At 66.6% G+C, this 15,765-nt stretch carries 20 protein-coding genes and 1 tRNA gene; 15 read left to right on the top strand and 6 right to left on the bottom strand.

Annotated elements, in window-relative coordinates:
• Positions 1-24 precede the first annotated feature (24 nt).
• Genes Q7T84_RS09745 through lptB form a run of 4 tightly spaced genes read left to right on the top strand, consistent with a single transcriptional unit; the run spans position 25 to position 2,644 of the window.
• Complete coding sequence (locus Q7T84_RS09745; protein WP_304808228.1) at positions 25-642, top strand: ribonuclease D; 618 nt, start codon at positions 25-27, stop codon at positions 640-642.
• 7 nt (positions 643-649) lie between these two features.
• A complete protein-coding gene (gene lptC / locus Q7T84_RS09750) occupies positions 650-1,264 on the top strand; it encodes an LPS export ABC transporter periplasmic protein LptC (protein WP_304808230.1) in 615 nt (204 codons plus the stop codon).
• A gap of 52 nt (positions 1,265-1,316) precedes the next feature.
• Complete coding sequence (locus Q7T84_RS09755; RefSeq protein WP_304808232.1) at positions 1,317-1,871, top strand: LptA/OstA family protein; 555 nt, start codon at positions 1,317-1,319, stop codon at positions 1,869-1,871.
• 32 nt (positions 1,872-1,903) lie between these two features.
• Positions 1,904-2,644, top strand: a complete 741-nt coding sequence (gene lptB / locus Q7T84_RS09760; RefSeq protein WP_370653643.1) for an LPS export ABC transporter ATP-binding protein — start codon at positions 1,904-1,906, stop codon at positions 2,642-2,644.
• Here the strand turns inward: lptB and Q7T84_RS09765 are convergent.
• Positions 2,641-3,360, bottom strand: coding sequence for a YafY family protein (locus Q7T84_RS09765; protein ID WP_304808237.1), 720 nt, complete (start codon positions 3,358-3,360; stop codon positions 2,641-2,643). The two genes, lptB and Q7T84_RS09765, sit on opposite strands and share 4 nt — an antisense overlap.
• 103 nt (positions 3,361-3,463) lie before the next feature.
• Between Q7T84_RS09765 and Q7T84_RS09770 the strand changes: the two genes are divergently transcribed.
• The 5 genes from Q7T84_RS09770 (at position 3,464) to Q7T84_RS09790 (ending at position 8,399) form a co-directional block, all read left to right on the top strand.
• Complete coding sequence (locus tag Q7T84_RS09770; RefSeq protein WP_304808239.1) at positions 3,464-4,207, top strand: glutathione S-transferase family protein; 744 nt, start codon at positions 3,464-3,466, stop codon at positions 4,205-4,207.
• A gap of 95 nt (positions 4,208-4,302) precedes the next feature.
• Complete coding sequence (rpoN, locus tag Q7T84_RS09775; RefSeq protein WP_304808241.1) at positions 4,303-5,796, top strand: RNA polymerase factor sigma-54; 1,494 nt, start codon at positions 4,303-4,305, stop codon at positions 5,794-5,796.
• Between the two features lie 137 nt (positions 5,797-5,933).
• Positions 5,934-6,914 carry a methionine ABC transporter ATP-binding protein gene (locus Q7T84_RS09780; protein WP_304808244.1) on the top strand — a complete coding sequence of 327 codons (981 nt, stop codon included), beginning with the start codon at positions 5,934-5,936 and terminating at the stop codon, positions 6,912-6,914.
• Positions 6,915-6,918: 4 nt separating this feature from the next.
• Positions 6,919-7,575: a methionine ABC transporter permease gene (locus Q7T84_RS09785; RefSeq protein ID WP_304808246.1), complete on the top strand. Its 657-nt coding sequence runs from the start codon at positions 6,919-6,921 to the stop codon at positions 7,573-7,575.
• 17 nt (positions 7,576-7,592) lie between these two features.
• Positions 7,593-8,399 (top strand): MetQ/NlpA family ABC transporter substrate-binding protein, encoded by an 807-nt coding sequence (locus tag Q7T84_RS09790; protein ID WP_304808249.1) that lies wholly within the window; start codon positions 7,593-7,595, stop codon positions 8,397-8,399.
• On the opposite strand, the gene Q7T84_RS09795 is transcribed toward Q7T84_RS09790, so the two are convergent.
• The gene (locus Q7T84_RS09795; RefSeq protein WP_304808251.1) at positions 8,396-9,442 is read right to left on the bottom strand and encodes an aspartate-semialdehyde dehydrogenase; all 1,047 of its coding nucleotides are present in this window, start codon (positions 9,440-9,442) and stop codon (positions 8,396-8,398) included. The two genes, Q7T84_RS09790 and Q7T84_RS09795, sit on opposite strands and share 4 nt — an antisense overlap.
• Positions 9,443-9,729: 287 nt before the next feature.
• Here Q7T84_RS09795 and Q7T84_RS09800 point away from each other — a divergent pair, with 287 nt between their 5' ends.
• The 3 genes from Q7T84_RS09800 to ptsN all read left to right on the top strand — a co-directional run bounded on the left by Q7T84_RS09800 (position 9,730) and on the right by ptsN (position 11,556).
• Positions 9,730-10,353: an exopolysaccharide biosynthesis protein gene (locus Q7T84_RS09800; protein WP_304808253.1), complete on the top strand. Its 624-nt coding sequence runs from the start codon at positions 9,730-9,732 to the stop codon at positions 10,351-10,353.
• Positions 10,354-10,384: 31 nt separating this feature from the next.
• On the top strand, positions 10,385-11,023 hold the full coding sequence (gene hpf, locus Q7T84_RS09805; protein ID WP_304808255.1) for a ribosome hibernation-promoting factor, HPF/YfiA family: 639 nt from the start codon (positions 10,385-10,387) through the stop codon (positions 11,021-11,023).
• Positions 11,024-11,091: 68 nt separating this feature from the next.
• Positions 11,092-11,556 (top strand): PTS IIA-like nitrogen regulatory protein PtsN, encoded by a 465-nt coding sequence (gene ptsN, locus Q7T84_RS09810; RefSeq protein WP_304808258.1) that lies wholly within the window; start codon positions 11,092-11,094, stop codon positions 11,554-11,556.
• Between the two features lie 100 nt (positions 11,557-11,656).
• Here the strand turns inward: ptsN and Q7T84_RS09815 are convergent, their stop codons facing one another.
• The 4 genes from Q7T84_RS09815 to Q7T84_RS09830 form a co-directional block, all read right to left on the bottom strand.
• Positions 11,657-11,911, bottom strand: coding sequence for a DUF1150 family protein (locus Q7T84_RS09815; protein ID WP_304808260.1), 255 nt, complete (start codon positions 11,909-11,911; stop codon positions 11,657-11,659).
• Between the two features lie 44 nt (positions 11,912-11,955).
• Positions 11,956-12,369 (bottom strand): Hsp20 family protein, encoded by a 414-nt coding sequence (locus Q7T84_RS09820; protein WP_304808262.1) that lies wholly within the window; start codon positions 12,367-12,369, stop codon positions 11,956-11,958.
• A 146-nt stretch (positions 12,370-12,515) separates the two neighbouring features.
• Positions 12,516-12,591, bottom strand: a tRNA-Ala gene (locus Q7T84_RS09825).
• Positions 12,592-12,718: 127 nt separating this feature from the next.
• Positions 12,719-13,186, bottom strand: coding sequence for a TIGR02300 family protein (locus Q7T84_RS09830; RefSeq protein ID WP_304808264.1), 468 nt, complete (start codon positions 13,184-13,186; stop codon positions 12,719-12,721).
• 125 nt (positions 13,187-13,311) lie between these two features.
• Here Q7T84_RS09830 and aroA point away from each other — a divergent pair, with 125 nt between their 5' ends.
• The 3 genes from aroA to Q7T84_RS09845 all read left to right on the top strand — a co-directional run.
• On the top strand, positions 13,312-14,634 hold the full coding sequence (gene aroA, locus Q7T84_RS09835; protein WP_304808265.1) for a 3-phosphoshikimate 1-carboxyvinyltransferase: 1,323 nt from the start codon (positions 13,312-13,314) through the stop codon (positions 14,632-14,634).
• Positions 14,631-15,281 carry a (d)CMP kinase gene (cmk, locus tag Q7T84_RS09840; RefSeq protein ID WP_304808267.1) on the top strand — a complete coding sequence of 217 codons (651 nt, stop codon included), beginning with the start codon at positions 14,631-14,633 and terminating at the stop codon, positions 15,279-15,281. The genes aroA and cmk overlap by 4 nt, the downstream gene beginning before the upstream one ends.
• 197 nt (positions 15,282-15,478) lie before the next feature.
• On the top strand, positions 15,479-15,765 hold a 287-nt coding region (locus Q7T84_RS09845), incomplete at its 3' end, for a S1 RNA-binding domain-containing protein (protein WP_304808269.1).

The raw sequence follows: 15,765 nt of genomic DNA on the forward strand, positions 1-15,765 counted from the left end.
AATTCAGTTCGGAGCGCGAGGCCCTTGGCCAATTTTCTGCATAAGGGCGATCTGCCCGACGGGGTTTTCACCGACGCCGAGGCTGTGGCGATCGATTCGGAGACCATGGGCCTTGCCCTGGGGCGCGACCCGCTCTGCGTGGTTCAGCTGTCCGACGGCAAGGGCGACGCCCATCTCGTCCAGCTCGACCGCGCCACCTACGACGCGCCCAATCTGAAGCGCGTGCTGACCGACCCGAAGATCGTGAAGATCTTCCACTTCGGCCGCTTTGATATCGCCATGTTCCATCTGCACCTTGGGGTGGTGACCGCGCCGGTTTACTGCACCAAGATCGCCTCCAAGCTGGCGCGGACCTACACCGACCGCCACGGCCTGAAGGACGTGACCAAGGAGCTGATCGGCGTCGACATGTCCAAGGCCCAGCAGAGTTCCGACTGGGGAGCGGCCACGCTCTCGCCCGAGCAGCAGGCCTATGCCGCCTCGGACGTCCTGCATCTGCATGCGCTGCGCACCAAGCTGGACGCCATGCTGGTTCGCGAGGGCCGCGACGGTCTGGCCCGCGCCTGTTTCGAATTCCTGCCTCACCGCGCCCTGCTCGACGTCCGGGGCTGGGAAGAGGTCGACATCTTCGCCCATTCGTGAGGCGAATATGACCGCCGCCGCCTTGCCTGACGTCCATATCCGAAGCGATTTCGACCGCTGGCGGCGGCGTTCGAAATTGATTCGCCGGCTGCGGGTGATCCTGCCGGCGACGATCGGGGTGATCCTGCTCGGCATGGCCGGTTTCGTGGTGCAGACCACGGTGCTCGGCCGCGAGGCCTCGCCGGCCAAGACGGACGCGCCGATCCAGCTGGTCAATCCGCGCTTCGTCGGCAAGGACGAGAAGGGCCGCGCCTTCATCATCACCGCGACCTCGGCCGAGCGTGACGAAAACGACTATCAGCGGGTGCTGTTGAACGAGCCCGCCCTGGTTCTGGACGCCGAAGGCGAAAGTCCAAGCCGGGTGACGTCGAAGACCGGAGTCTATAGTGAGGACAAGCGGGTGTTGAACCTGGACGGTGGTGTGAAGATGAGTGGCAGCAACGCCGACTTCAACACGCAGAGCTCGATCTTCAACACCGCGACGGGCGAGTTGGAAGGCCAGGGACAGATCGCCGGCGTCGGACCGCTTGGCGAAATCACTGCGAAGTCCTATGGCGTATACGACAAGGGCGAGCGCCTGGTCTTCAAGGGCGGGGTGCGCGGTCGCCTCGATCCGAAGTAGAGCTTGAGCACTCGCACTTTGAGGTTGGGTTTCCCAAATGGGCTGCATGAGCATGAGCGGGCTTGAAATGATGAAGCTGGTGGCCGTTTCGGCCCTCGCCATGGGCCTGGCCGGTCCGGCGGCGGCTCAGCTCGCCCGAAATTCCGATGCGCCGGTGGATATCACCGCCGACTCGCTGGAGGTCGTGAACGCCCAGTGTCTGTCGATCTGGAGCGGATCGGCCGAGGCGCTGCAGGATCGGACCCGGCTGCGGGCCGACGTCCTGAAGACCTTCAACCAGAAGGGCGCGGCCAAGGCTGGCGGCCAGTCGTCCCCCTGCGGCGCGCTGGAGCGCATCGAGGCGATCGGCAACGTCTTCTATGTCACCCCCGAGCAACGGGTGCGTGGCAACAACGCCATCTATGAGGTCACCTCCGAGCGCATCGTCATCACCGGCGACGTGGTTGCGGTGCAGGGCCAGAACGTCATTCGTGGCGACCGACTGACGGTCAATGTCGCCTCGGGCAACGCACAGATGGAATCGGGCGCGAAGGGACCGGGCAAGGCTCGCCCACGCGCCGTCATCTATCCCAACCAGCAGGCGGCGACCCCCGCCGCCCGACGTTAGGTTCGCGCTTGAAACCGGAACGCTTTGAGTCGCTGCCCGCCCTTGAAGGCCAAGGGCTGGTCGTCGACAATATCGGCAAGTCGTTCCGTGGCCGGCCGGTCGTGAAGGGCGTATCCCTGCGCCTGGCGCGCGGCGAGGTCGTTGGGCTGCTCGGACCGAACGGCGCGGGCAAGACCACCTGCTTCTACATGATTACTGGCCTGATCCCGGCCGACTACGGCTCGATCTACCTGGACGGCGAGAACATCACCCGCCAGCCGATGTACCAGCGCGCCCGCATGGGCGTGGGGTACCTGCCGCAGGAAACCTCGATCTTCCGGGCCATGACGGTCGAGGAGAACGTGATGGCCGTGGTCGAACTGCGCGAGCGCAGCCAGACCCGCGCCAAGGCGACGGTCACCGAACTGCTGGAAGAGCTGCATATCGAGCACCTGCGCTCGTCCCCGGCGATCTCGCTGTCGGGCGGGGAGCGCCGCCGGGTCGAGATCGCCCGCGCCCTGGCCAGCGAACCCTCGTTCATGCTGCTCGATGAGCCCTTCGCCGGCATCGACCCGCTCGCCATCGCCGATATCCGCGAGGTGATCACCTATCTGAAGGGCCGGGGCATCGGCATCCTGATCACCGACCACAATGTCCGCGAGACCCTGGACATCATCGATCGCGCCTCGATCATCGCGGCTGGAGAACTGCTGTTCGAAGGCACGCCGGACCAGATCGTCGACGATCCCGAGGTCCGCCGCGTCTATCTCGGCGACCACTTCGGCGGGGCCTAGGCCACCGCATCCTCGGCGGTGTGGCGCTTTCTTTCGGCCTCGACCACAACGCGCCAGCGGGCGCGCAGGGCGGCGGGGCGTTCGGGGTAGCGTTCTTCCAGGAACTCCGCTGCGGCCACGCGGTCGGTGCGGAAGTTGCGAAAATCGGCGCGTAGCTCGCACCAGGCCACCAGCAGTCGCACTGTCTCATGATAGCCGACCGTCACCGGCCAGATGGTCCGCTGGCTGGCTCGATCCTGTTCGTCGCGATAGTCCAGGACGATCTTGCGCCCGCCTCTGATCGCGTTGCGCACCTCGCCCATATCCAGGCGGTCCGGCTGCGCCGCGCGCCAGGCCGGAACGGCGCGGCCGGCGGGCTCCAGCACGAAGGGGCGCAGGCGCTCGGGCACCGACACCGCGATCTTGGCGATCAGGTCCTGGGCCGCGCGGGCCAGCGCCGGGTCGCCGCGGCCGGCCACCCACTGCGCGCCCAGCACCGCCGCCTCGATCTCGTCGGGGGTCAGCATCAGCGGCGGCAGGTCGAAGCCCTGGTCCAGCACATAGCCCATCCCGGCTTCGCCCCGGATCGGCACCCTTTGGCCCATCAGGGTGGCGATGTCGCGATAGATGGTGCGCTTGGAGGTCTCCAACTCCTCGGCGATCGCATCGGCCGTGATGGGCGCGCGCGCTCGGCGCATGATCTGGATGATCTGGAACAGGCGGTCGGCGCGTCGCATGGAAAGCCGCTTCATGAAGGAGAGCATCTCTGATCGATGCTGACAGCATGGTGGCAGCAGCGCAGGCCTAAGCCAACAGGGTCGTTTCAACGGAGAGACCCTGATGATCACGCTTCATGGATTTGGCGAGAACTTCGGCCTTCCCGAGGTCAGCCCCTATGTCACCAAGACCGAGGTTCATCTGCGGCTGGCCGGACTGCCCTATGTCAAGGAAGCCTCCGCGCCGCAGTTTTCGCCCAAGGGCCAGCTACCCTGGCTGGACGATGACGGCGAGCTTATCGCCGACAGTCACTTTATCCGCCTGCACCTGGAGCGGAAATACGCGATCGACTTCGACGAGGGTCTCGGCGCGCTGGAACGCGCCCAGGCATGGACCATCGAGCGGATGGTCGAGAACCACTTCGGCTGGACCATGATCCATATGCGTTGGCTGACGCCGGAGAACTTCGCCAAGGGGCCGGCCCATTTCTTCGACCAGCTACCGCCGACCGTCCAGGAGGACGTGCGCCGCGAGGTCCAGGGCCGGGTGGCCGAAAATGTTCGCGCCGTCGGGGTCGGCCGTCATTCGCAGGCCGAAATCCTCGGCCTCGGCGTGCGCTCGCTCGCGGCTCTCTCGGCGCTGTTGGGCGACAAGCCGTTCCTGATGGGCGCGCGGCCGACGAGCGTCGACGCCGTCGCCTTTGGCATGCTGGCGGGCCTGTTGACGCCGTTCTTCGACGCCCCGCTCCGCGACCGAGCCATGACCTTCGGCAACCTGACCGCCTATGTCGATCGCATGATGGCCGGCGTCTATCCGGAGTTCGCCTGGACGCCGTTGAATCTGCCGGCCGAGCCCGCCTGGGCGTGAGAGATCGCGCCCCCGCAAAGCTTGTTCGCGGAAGTTAACTAATCGGTGGTGGAACCTCGCCTAGCCTGGAGCAAGATTCAGGCCAGGAGGCGGATTTGGCGCTCGGCGCGCGTTTAGAGCTTCGTCAGGGGCAGGGGCTGGTCATCACGCCCCAGCTGCAGCAGGCTATTAAGCTGCTGCAGCTCTCCAACATGGAGCTGGACGCCTATGTCGAGGGCGAGCTGGAACGCAATCCGCTGCTGCAGCGTGACGAGCGTGAGGCTGAGGCCGAGCGGGACGAGGCGCCCCGCGACTCCGAGGAATTTTCCGCCGATCATCTGACCGACCATGCCGCTGCGGCCGATTTGGACGTCAGCCACGACCAGGTTTCACCCGGCGAACACGCCACCGGCGACGCCCAGGAGGCCCAGCACGCCGGCGGGGCCATCGACTGGTCGAAAGCTGGCAAGGGCGGCGGCGGGTTCGAGGACACCGACGACTTCGAAAGCCGTCTGACCCGCGAGAAGACGCTTTCCGAGCATCTCCACGATCAGCTGTCCGTCGTGGGTCTGTCGCCCACTCAAGGGGTGATCGCCGCGGTGCTGATCGATTCGGTCGACGAGGGCGGTTATCTGCGCTGCGACCTGGTCGAGACCGCCGAACGCCTCGGCTGCGAGTTGGCCGCCATCGAAGAAGTGCTGACCAGCCTACAGGGCTTCGAGCCGACCGGCGTTTTCGCCCGCGACGTCCGCGAGTGCCTGATGCTGCAGCTCAAGGAGCGCGACCGCTGCGATCCGGCCATGGTCGCCTTGCTGGATAATCTCGACCTGTTGGCGCGCCGTGACATGAACGGCCTGCGCAAGATCTGCGGCGTCGATGACGAAGACATGCGCGAGATGGTCGCCGAGCTTCGCGCCCTGACGCCGCGTCCTGGCGCGGCCTTTGGCGGCGAACCCAGCCAGCCGGTGGCGCCCGACGTCTTCGTGCGCGAGGGGCTGGGCGGCCTTTGGCATGTGGAGCTCAACACCGACACCTTGCCTCGGCTGCTGATCGACCAGCGCTACCACGCCCGCGTGTCCGGCGGCGCGCGGACCGACCAGGAAAAGGTCTTCGTCGCCGACTGCATGGCCTCGGCCAACTGGCTGGTGAAGAGCCTGGATCAACGCGCCAAGACCATCCTGAAAGTGGCCAGCGAGATCGTTCGCCAGCAGGATGGGTTCCTGGCCTTCGGGGTCGAACACCTGCGGCCGCTGAACCTGAAGACCGTGGCCGACGCCATTGGCATGCACGAATCCACCGTCAGCCGGGTGACCTCGAACAAGTACATCGCCACCCCGCGCGGCATGTTCGAGCTGAAGTTCTTCTTCACCTCCTCGATCGCGTCGAGCTCGGGCGGCGAGGCTCATTCCGCCGAGAGCGTGCGGCACAAGATCAAGCAGTTGATCGACGCCGAGCGCACCGAAGCCGAGGTTCACTCCGACGATCGCATCGTCGATATCCTCAAGGAAACCGGCGTCGATATCGCCCGCCGTACCGTCGCCAAATATCGCGAGGCGCTGCGTATCCCGTCCTCGGTCGAGCGTCGCCGCACGCTCAAGGAAACCGCCTAGCCCCAGCTGGCATGGCTGGCGCCGCCGGGAGCGGGCGTGTCCATGGCACGCGATCCGAGGCAGGATCGACCCGCGACCTAAGCCCTTTCCGAGAAATTCTGTCTTGAGGATCGGGAGCGGCGGGGTAGGGAAGGCGCGTGATCAGCTTCCAATCCGTCGGCAAGACCTTCGCGCGCGCGCCTGCGCCGGCCCTGGTCGATGTCAGCCTAGAGGTCGCGCCGGGCGAGGTGTTCGGCGTGATCGGTCAGTCGGGGGCCGGCAAGTCGACCCTCATCCGGTTGATCAACGGCATCGAGCGGCCGAGCCAGGGCAAGGTCGTCACCGACGGCGAGGATGTCGGCGCCCTGGACGCCCAGGCCTTGCGCGGCCTGCGCCGCCGGGTCGGGATGATCTTCCAGCATTTCAACCTGTTGTCGTCCAAGACCGTGGCGGCCAATGTCGCCTATCCGCTGAAGGTGGCCGGCGTGCCGCGCGGGCAGATCGGCCCGCGCGTCGCGGAACTGCTGGACCGTGTCGGCCTGGCCGATCAGGCCCGCAAATATCCGGCTCAGCTATCCGGCGGTCAGAAGCAGCGGGTCGGGATCGCCCGGGCCTTGGCCAACGGCCCGAAGATCCTGCTGTGCGACGAGGCGACCAGCGCGCTCGATCCGCAGACCACCGAACAGATCCTCGACCTGTTGGCCCGGCTCAACCGCGAGCTTGGCCTGACCATCGTGCTGATCACTCACGAAATGGAGGTGATCCGACGCGTCTGTCACCGCGTCGCCGTGCTGGACGCCGGCGCCGTGGTCGAGAGCGGCGAGGTGGCCGAGGTCTTTCTGCACCCGCGTCATCCGATCACCCGCGCCTTGGTGGCCGACGCCGCCGGCCTGGTCGTGGCGCAGGGGCAGGGCGCTGGCCCGACCCTGCGGCTGACCTTTCGGGGTGCGGCGACCTATGAGCCGATCCTCGGCCGCATCGCCCGCGACACCGGCGTCGACTATTCCATCCTCGCCGGCCGCATCGACAAGATCCGCGACGAGCCCTACGGCCAATTGCTGGTCTCGCTAGTCGGCGGCGACGTGGCGCAGGCGCGCGCGCGCCTGATCGCCGCCGGCGTCCGGGTCGAGGAGGCCTAAGGGGATGCTCGCCAACATCAACTGGGCCGATATCGGTCAGGCGACCCTCGACACCCTGGTGATGCTGGGCGGGTCGCTAGGGTTCTCCGTGCTGCTCGGCCTGCCGCTGGGGGTGATCCTGTTCCTGACGGGACCGGGGCAGCTGTTGGCCAACCGACCGGCCAACATGGCGCTGTCTTTCGTGGTCAATGTCCTGCGCTCGGTGCCGTTCGTGATCCTGCTGATCGTGATGATCCCGCTGACCGTGCTGCTGGTCGGGACCTCGCTGGGTGTGGCCGGCGCCATTCCGCCGCTGGTGGTGGGCGCCGCGCCCTTCTATGCGCGGCTGGTCGAGACGGCGCTGCGCGAGGTCGACAAGGGCGTGATCGAGGCCGGCCAGGCGATGGGCGCCAGCCCGCGCCAGATCGTGTTCGGCGCCCTGCTGCCCGAGGCCATGCCCGGCATCATCGCCGGGGCGACCGTGACCGCCATCGCGCTCGTCTCCTACACCGCCATGGCCGGCGTCGTCGGCGCGGGCGGCCTGGGGGACCTGGCCATCCGCTTTGGCTATCAACGCTTCCAGACCGACGTCATGGTGGTGACGGTGGTCTTGCTGCTGGCCCTGGTCCAGGGGCTGCAATGGGCGGGCGACCGCCTGATCATCAAGGTCAGCCGACGCTGACCCGCCAAGGAATTTCGATGCCTGTCATCCGCCGCACCTTGATCCTCGCCGCCGCCGCCCTGGCGCTCGCCGCCTGCGGCAAGCAGGCCGCCCAGACCGGCGCCGCCGACACCCTGGTCGTCGCCGCCACGCCGGTGCCGCACGCCGAGATCCTCGAGGCCATCCGCCCGCTGCTGGCCGAGCAGGGGGTGAAGCTCGATATCCGGGTGTTCAACGACTACGTGCAGCCCAATCTGCAGGTCGCGCAAAAGCAGCTCGACGTGAACTTCTTCCAGACCGCGCCCTATCTGGATGAGTTCAACAAGGCGCGCAGCACCGATCTGGTCCGTGTGGTCGGCGTCCACATCGAGCCGATCGGCGCCTATTCCAAGAAGGTGAAGACCCTGGCCGACCTGCCCCAGGGCGCGAGCGTCGGCATTCCCAACGAGCCCAGCAACGGCGGCCGCGCCCTGCTGCTGCTGCAGAAGGGCGGGCTGATCACCCTGAAGGATCCCACGAACCCGCTCTCGACGCTGAACGACATCGTCGCCAACCCGAAGGGGCTGAAGTTCCGCGAGCTTGAGGCCGCGACCCTGCCCCGCGTGCTGGGCGAGCTGGACCTGGCGGTGATCAACACCAACTACGTCCTCGACGCCAAGCTGAGCCCGACCAGGGACGCCCTGCTGCTGGAAGACAGCAAGAGCCCCTATGTGAACTTCCTGGTCGCGCGGCCCGACAACAAGGACGATCCGCGCGTCCAGAAACTGGCCGCCGCCCTGACGAGCCCCACCGCGCGCGCCTTCATCGAGAAGACCTACGGCGGGGCTGTCCAGCCCGCGTTCTAGGCCGCGAGACGCTCGGCGATTTGCACGGCGTTCAGCGCGGCGCCCTTCAGCAGCTGATCGCCGACCACGAAGATGCTGAGCGTGCGGCCCGACGGGTCGGAGAGATCGCTGCGGATCCGGCCGACCAGCACGTCGTCCTGGCCCGAGGCCTCGTTCGGCATCGGGTAATGGTTGCGCAAGGGATCGTTGACCAGACGCACCCCGGGAGCCTCGGCCAACCAGGCTTCGGCCTCGGCAGGGCTCACGGGCCGTTCGAACTCGACGGTCAGGGCCATGGAGTGGGCGCGCAGCACCGGCACCCGCACGCAGGTGAAGGACAGGCGCATGTCGGGCGTGGACATGATCTTGCGGATCTCCTCCATCGCCTTCATTTCCTCGCCGTTGTAGCCGGTGTCGGCCTCGATGCCGGCGTTGTGGCTGAACAGGTTGAAGGCGTAGGGGTGCGGCAGGACCTTGGGCGCGAACTCTTCGCCGGCCAGATAGGCGGCCGTCGACTGCTGCAGTTCCTCCATGGCCGCCGCGCCGGCGCCGGACGCCGACTGGTAGGTCGCGCCGATCACCCGTTGGATGGGGTTCTGGGCGTGCAGCGGCTGCAGGGCCATCACCGCGATGGCGGCGACGCAGTTGGGGTTGGCGATGATGCGCGGGCGATCAGCCAGCAGGCCGCCGTTCACCTCGGGCACCACCAGCGGGATGCCGTCTTGCATGCGGAAGGCCGAGGAGTTGTCGACGACCAGCGCGCCCTTGGCCGCGGCGATCGGCGCGAACTCACGGCTGATCGAAGCGCCGGCCGCGAAGATGGCGATATCGACGCCGATGAAGCTGTCGGCGGTCAGGGCCTCGACCGCCACCTGGCGACCCTGGAAGCTATAGGTGCGGCCGGCCGAGCGCGGCGAGGCCAGCAGCTTCAGGGAACGAACGGGGAAGTTGCGACGCGCCAGGCAGTCCATCAGCTCCACGCCGACCGCGCCGGTGGCGCCGACGATGGCGATGGTGAACAGGCGTCGAGCTGCGGCGGGGCGGGCGGTCTCGGTCGAAAGCATGGGTCTCATCTCCAGTGTGATCCGGAGGCCGAGGTGTTCGCTTTCTTCGAAGTGCGACCCCAGCCTGCCGGCGGGGTCCTCAAGGGTGCTACGCGACGTGCGCGCGCAAACCCTCAAGCCCCGCGGGCCTGGTGGTTTTAATCGCGCTTTTAATGGTCGAACGACGCATGACGCTCCGATATGCCAAATAGGGGCTGCTTGTAAACAGGGTGCGTCGCCTCCAATCCATCCGAAGGCTCGCGCGTTGTTGCTGGCGGATACATCGAGAAGGGCTGCTGCGGAAATAGATGTCGGACAGTTGGGCTGAGGAACAGCAGAAGCCGATCTCGGTGGTCCTGCGCGAACTTTGCGCTGAGGATGACATGCGGCTCGGCGACATCGTCGACCGTTTCGGGCGTCGCGCGTTTGGTTCGCTGCTGTTCGTCCTGGCCATTCCGAACCTGCTGCCGCTGCCGCCCGGATCGTCCACCGTGCTCGGCGCGCCCTTGCTGCTGCTGTCGCCGCAACTGGCGCTGGGCGTCCATGCGCCGTGGTTGCCGAAGTGGCTGGAGGACCGCACCATCTCGGGGGCGGGCCTCAGCCGGGCCTTCCATCGCCTGTTGCCCTGGGTCGAGCGGATCGAGAAGATCTCCAGCCCGCGCATGGGGTTCATGTTCGGCACGATAGGCGACCGCGCCATCGGCATGATCTGTTCGGTGCTGTCCTTCGTGCTGATCCTGCCGATCCCACTGGGCAATTTGTTGCCAGCCCTGACCATCGGGGTTCTGGGCTTCGCGCTGCTGCAGCGAGATGGCCTTTTTGCGACCGCCGGCTACATTTTGGCGGCCTTCAGCGGCATGCTTCTGTACCTCGCCGCCGACGCGGTGATCGCCGGTGTTCGCCTTCTCGTGAACTGGCTCGGGGGCGCTTGACACCTTTGCCGCAGCGGCGCGTTGATGGGGTATGCAAGTCTTAGTTTCCGGCAAGCATGTCGCCGTTGGTGAGGCCCTGCGTGAGCGGGTCTCCGACGAAATCACCGGCTCTATCGGCAAGTACTTCGACCGCGGCGGCAGCGCCGACGTCGTCGTCAGCCGCGAGGGTCATTCCTTCAGGGTCGACTGTGCGGTGAAGCTGGCCTCAGGCCAGGCGTTGCAGTCTCATGGCCTAGGCACGGACGCTCACGGCGCCTTCGACGCGGCGCTGGCAAAGATCGAGACTCGCATCCGCCGCTATAAGCGTCGGCTGAAGAGCCACTCGGCCGCGGCTACGGCCAAGCAAGTCGAGACCGCGTCCTACTTCGTCATCCGCGCGCCGGAGGGCGAGGAGGATGTCGAGTGGGACGAGGGCGAAGTGTCGCAGCAGTCCCACACCCCGCCGTCGGGAATGGTTATCGCGGAAACCGAAAGGCCCGTTCGCGAGATGACCGTCGCCATGGCGGTCATGGAGTTGGACTTGACTGAATCTCAAACAATCGTGTTTAGGAACGCCGCTCACGGGGGATTGTCCGTGGTGTACCGCCGGCCGGACGGAAATATCGGCTGGGTCGATCCTGAACGTACGAAATCGCTCAATGGGACCGGAGTGAACGGAGTCAGCGCCTAGGCGTTGAGTTCCGCCGATCCCGAGTTGTCGTGCGTCGGGACTTTTTCGAGTTTGGGCGTCACGAGACTATGCAGATAGGCGATATACTGGACCGCGGCGCGATCGCGGCGCGCGCAAGCGCGCCGAATAAGCGTCAGGCCCTGGCCTTGGTGGCGGAGATCGCCGCCCGCAACTTCGGGCTGGACGCGGGCGTGGTGCTCGACGCCCTGGTGGAGCGCGAGGCCGCCGGCTCGACGGGCGTTGGTCACGGTGTGGCCGCGCCCCACGCGCGCCTCGACGGCCTGACCCGGATGCGCGGCGTGTTCGTGCGGCTGGATCAGCCTGTCGAGTTCGACGCCGTCGACGACCAGCCCGTCGATCTGATCTTTGCTCTGTTCGCGCCGCCGAACGCCAGCTCCGAACACCTCCGGGCCTTGGCGCGCGTTTCGCGCATGCTGCGCCACACCGACGTGCGTGAGCACTTGCGCCAGGCGCGCACGCCCGACGCCATACACGCCCTGTTGGTCCAGGAGCGGCCCTCAGCGGCCGCTTGAAGGCCCCGCCCGCCGCTGGTGGCGGCGGACTAGGGTCTCTCTAGCTCTCAAGTGGATAAAACGTCTCCAGGCCCGCCTGAGGGGCCTGGGTGCGGCCGCCCTAGTGGACGGACACCGGGGCCAGTTCGTGGGCCAGGGCGGCGGCCATGGCCGAGTCCTTGTCGGTCAACACCGCCAGGCGTTCGCCGTCGGCGCGGTGCACCGCGTAGAGGACCTGATCGGGATCGAGCTCGAAGCCCTGGATCTGCGATGCAGGTGTATTCGCAATGATCTCGGACGCCCGGATCGGACGGACATAGACGAGGTCCGGCGCACCCAGGGCGGCAAAGGCTTCAGTCGTAAGATTCGGCGTCATTATGACCACCTCCATAAAACTCAACGCGTCGAACGGCCGCCGGTTCAGCCGGCCGTCTTGATCTGGATCTGCTGGATGCGGCGTTCCGGCTCTGGCCGGGACAGGTCGATGTGCAGCAGTCCATGTTCCAGGGTCGCGCCCTCGACGATCATCCCGTCAGCCAGGATGAAGGTCCGCACGAAGCCCCGGGCCGCGATGCCGCGGTGCAGAAAGGCCTCGTCGGTGACGCCCTCTCGCTTTCCGGCCACGATCAATTGGCGATCCTCCACGGTGACGTGGAGTTGGTCGGGGGTGAACCCGGCCACGGCCAAGCTGATCCGCAGCGAGCCTTCGCCGCGATCTTCGACATTGTAGGGCGGGTAGCTCTCGGCGGCGGCCTTGGCGGCGCGTTCGATGAGACTACGGGTATGATCGAAGCCCAGCAGGAAGGGGCTGTCGAAGACGATCGGCCGGTTCATTCCAGAGTCCTCGCTTTAAGCGACTCACCAGGTCCCGCCCAAAGCTAGGCGCGGGTCCCGATTGGAACTCATGTGGCGATGATCGGTTTGGATTTCAACGGGAGCCTGAAAAGGCGAAGGCCCGCAGCGTTAACTGCGGGCCTCCATGGTGGAGCTAAGCGGAGTCGAACCGCTGACCTCTTGAATGCCATTCAAGCGCTCTACCAGCTGAGCTATAGCCCCGGGGTCTTCCGGCTCTTCGTAGGTCGCCCCCCGAAGAGGCGCGGAACCTAGTCTGAGAGTTTGGCCCGATCAACCCACTCTGAAAGTTTTTTTTGTGGGTTGATCGAGCCCTTATTCCATAAGGGTTTTAGCGGTCGTCCTCGGCGCCTTCGCCAGGAAGACCTTCGATTTCGGTGTCGTCGAAGTCGTCGTCTTCTTCGTCTTCCAGGAACGGAACGTCAGCGTCGTCCTCGTCTTCGAGGTCGTCTTCGGTGAACTCGGAAAGCTGGTCTTCCGCCGGGGCGTCGGGCGCCTCGTCGTCATCGTCCGAAACGAGGGGAACCTCGTCGGCGACTTCGTCCAGTTCCGGTGTCGTGACCTCTTCTTCCTCGTCCTCGTCCTCGGCCTTCGGCTTGCCGCGGACTTGATCCTCGGCGTCGTCTAGGTCGTGGTCGACGGGCGCCGCGCGAGCGCGGACACGACGGTTGCGGACCGCTTCGTCGGGGTCAAACTCATGACCACACTTCGGGCAGACGGCAGGGCGTCGCGTCAGGTCGTAGAATTTGGCCTGGCAGTTGGGGCAAATTTGCTTTGCACCCAGTTCGGGATTAGCCAAGGGGGCTGAGCCTCTCAGAGCGGGTTTTCAAATTGGAGCCGGCTCCCTTGCCATGCGCGGAGAGCGCTGTCAAAAGCAAACCCCTTTCCAAGAACAGCACGGCCTTAAGGAGGCTTGGCAATCCCATGACGTCAGCAGGACTGACCGCGAAACGCGGCGGCCCGCTGCGGGGCCGCGTGCGCGCCCCAGGCGACAAGTCGATCTCTCACCGAGCCCTTATCCTGGGCGCGCTGGCGCAAGGCGTCACCGAGATCGAAGGGCTTCTTGAAGGGGACGATGTCCTTCGCACCGCCCAGGCCATGCGCAGCTTCGGCGCGGGCGTGGAGCAGCTTGGTCCGGGCCGTTGGCGGGTCGAGGGGCGCGGCGGATTTTCCGAACCCTCCGACGTGATCGACTGCGGCAACGCCGGCACCGGCGTGCGCCTGATCATGGGCGCCATGGCTGGTTTCGACTTCGCGGCGACCTTCACGGGCGATGAGTCCCTGCGCGGCCGGCCGATGCGCCGGGTGCTGGGGCCGCTCGGCCAGATGGGCGCGACCTGGACGGGCCGCTCCAATGGCCGGCTGCCGCTCACCCTTCAGGGCGGGAACCTCGCCTATCTCTCCTATCGGCTGCCTGAGCCCTCGGCCCAGGTGAAGTCGGCGGTGCTGCTGGCGGGCCTGCAGGCGCCGGCCGGCGCCCAGGTGATCGAGCCGGAAGCCACCCGCGACCATACCGAGCGGATGCTGCGCGCCTTCGGGGCCGTGGTGCAGGTCGAGGATCGTCCTGACGGGCGCTACATCACCTTGGCCGGCGGCCAGAAGCTGACTGGAACCAAGGTGCGGGTGCCGGGCGATCCGTCTTCGGCGGCCTTCCCGCTGGTCGCGGCCCTGGTGACGCCGGGCTCGGAGGTCACGGTGGAGGGCGTGCTGCTGAACGAGTTGCGCACCGGCCTCTTCACCACGCTTCAGGAAATGGGCGGCGACCTGGTCATCTCGAACGTCCGCGAAGAGGGCGGCGAGCAGGTGGGCGATGTCACCGCCCGTCACTCTCCCCTGAAGGGCGTCTCGGTGCCGCCCGAACGTGCGCCGGCGATGATCGATGAGTATCCGATCCTGGCGGTGGCCGCGGCCTTCGCCGAGGGTTCGACGATCATGCGCGGCATCGGCGAGATGCGTGTGAAGGAAAGCGACCGCATCGCCCTGATGGCCCACGGCCTGACCGCTTGCGGGGTCGGGGTCGAGGAAGAGCCTGAAGGCTTGATCGTCATCGGCTCGGTGCGCGGCAATCACCCGGTCGCCGGTGGCGCGCGGGTGACGACCAAGGGCGACCATCGGATCGCCATGTCGCACCTGATCATGGGGCTGGCCTCGGACGAACCGGTGTCCGTGGACGAACCGGGCATGATCGCCACCAGCTTCCCGGGCTTCGAGCCGCTGATGCGCGGCCTGGGCGCGGACATTTCGTGAAGGCGCCGTTCGTCATCGCGGTCGACGGGCCGGCGGCTTCGGGCAAGGGCACGATCGCCAGCCGTCTGGCCGAGGCCTACGATATGCCCATGCTGGACTCCGGCCTGCTCTATCGGGCGGTCGGCGTGCTGCTGGCCCGGCATGGCGGCGACTTTGACGATGTGAGGGCGGCTACCCAGGTGGCGCGCGACCTGACCGCCGAGATGCTGACTGATCCGGCCTTCCGCACGCGGGAGGCCGGCGAGGCCGCCAGCCGCGTGGCGATCCATCCCTCCGTGCGCCTGGCGCTGCGCGACATGCAGCAAGCCTTCGCCCTGCGGCCCGACGGGGCGGTGATCGACGGTCGCGACATCGGCACGGTGATCGCGCCTGACGCGCCGGCCAAGCTCTACGTTACCGCCACGCCGGAGGTTCGCGCCGAGCGCCGCTGGAAGCAGCTTCAAGGGCAGGGCGAGGCGGTGAGTTACGAGGACATCCTGGACGATATCCGCAAGCGCGACGCCCGCGACGGCGGCCGGGCCGACTCGCCGATGCGGCCGGCTGACGACGCCGTCTTGCTGGACACCACCGAAATGACTATAGACCAAGCCACCGATGCGGCCCGCCGTATCGTCGAGGCGGCGCGCGCGCGCTGGGAACTCTCCTAACAGAGGCCCCAGCCTGCAAATCCAACCACGCCCTATCCTCGTGCGGCCGCGGGCAAATCCACAGCGCAGGGGACTTGGCCCTGCGTATTCGGTTGCAACCCTTAACCCGACGCCGGGACTCCGCCTGAACGCTTCACGCGTGGTCGGACCCATTCCTCATTTCAGAGGCGGCGTCACTTGAAGACGAAAGAACATTAATGGCTGACGATATGAGCCTGAACCCGACGCGCGACGACTTCTCCGCCCTGCTCGACGAGAGCATGGGCGGCCGTGACTTCATGGAAGGCACGGTTGTCAAAGGCATCGTCGTTGGGATCGAAAAAGACTTCGCGATCATCGACGTCGGTCTGAAGACCGAAGGCCGCGTGTCCGTGAAGGAATTCGGCGTTGACGAAGACGGCAAGTCGCCGATCGTCATCGGCGCCACCGTCGAGGTGTTCCTGGAACGCGTCGAAAACGCCATGGGCGAAGCGGTCATCAGCCG

The sequence above is a fragment of the Phenylobacterium sp. genome, from assembly GCF_030654915.1.
Classification (GTDB): Bacteria; Pseudomonadota; Alphaproteobacteria; order Caulobacterales; family Caulobacteraceae; genus Phenylobacterium.

What these genes read in the sequence shown, in the direction of transcription:
- lptC (WP_304808230.1), top strand. Translation starts at nt 650, where the DNA reads ATGACCGCCGCCGCCTTGCCTGACGTCCATATCCGAAGCGATTTCGAC.
- Q7T84_RS09755 (WP_304808232.1), top strand. Translation starts at nt 1,317, where the DNA reads ATGAGCGGGCTTGAAATGATGAAGCTGGTGGCCGTTTCGGCCCTCGCC.
- Q7T84_RS09765 (WP_304808237.1), bottom strand. Translation starts at nt 3,360, where the DNA reads ATGCGACGCGCCGACCGCCTGTTCCAGATCATCCAGATCATGCGCCGA.
- Q7T84_RS09770 (WP_304808239.1), top strand. Translation starts at nt 3,464, where the DNA reads ATGATCACGCTTCATGGATTTGGCGAGAACTTCGGCCTTCCCGAGGTC.
- Q7T84_RS09785 (WP_304808246.1), top strand. Translation starts at nt 6,919, where the DNA reads ATGCTCGCCAACATCAACTGGGCCGATATCGGTCAGGCGACCCTCGAC.
- Q7T84_RS09790 (WP_304808249.1), top strand. Translation starts at nt 7,593, where the DNA reads ATGCCTGTCATCCGCCGCACCTTGATCCTCGCCGCCGCCGCCCTGGCG.
- Q7T84_RS09795 (WP_304808251.1), bottom strand. Translation starts at nt 9,442, where the DNA reads ATGCTTTCGACCGAGACCGCCCGCCCCGCCGCAGCTCGACGCCTGTTC.
- Q7T84_RS09800 (WP_304808253.1), top strand. Translation starts at nt 9,730, where the DNA reads ATGTCGGACAGTTGGGCTGAGGAACAGCAGAAGCCGATCTCGGTGGTC.
- hpf (WP_304808255.1), top strand. Translation starts at nt 10,385, where the DNA reads ATGCAAGTCTTAGTTTCCGGCAAGCATGTCGCCGTTGGTGAGGCCCTG.
- ptsN (WP_304808258.1), top strand. Translation starts at nt 11,092, where the DNA reads ATGCAGATAGGCGATATACTGGACCGCGGCGCGATCGCGGCGCGCGCA.
- Q7T84_RS09815 (WP_304808260.1), bottom strand. Translation starts at nt 11,911, where the DNA reads ATGACGCCGAATCTTACGACTGAAGCCTTTGCCGCCCTGGGTGCGCCG.
- Q7T84_RS09820 (WP_304808262.1), bottom strand. Translation starts at nt 12,369, where the DNA reads ATGAACCGGCCGATCGTCTTCGACAGCCCCTTCCTGCTGGGCTTCGAT.
- aroA (WP_304808265.1), top strand. Translation starts at nt 13,312, where the DNA reads ATGACGTCAGCAGGACTGACCGCGAAACGCGGCGGCCCGCTGCGGGGC.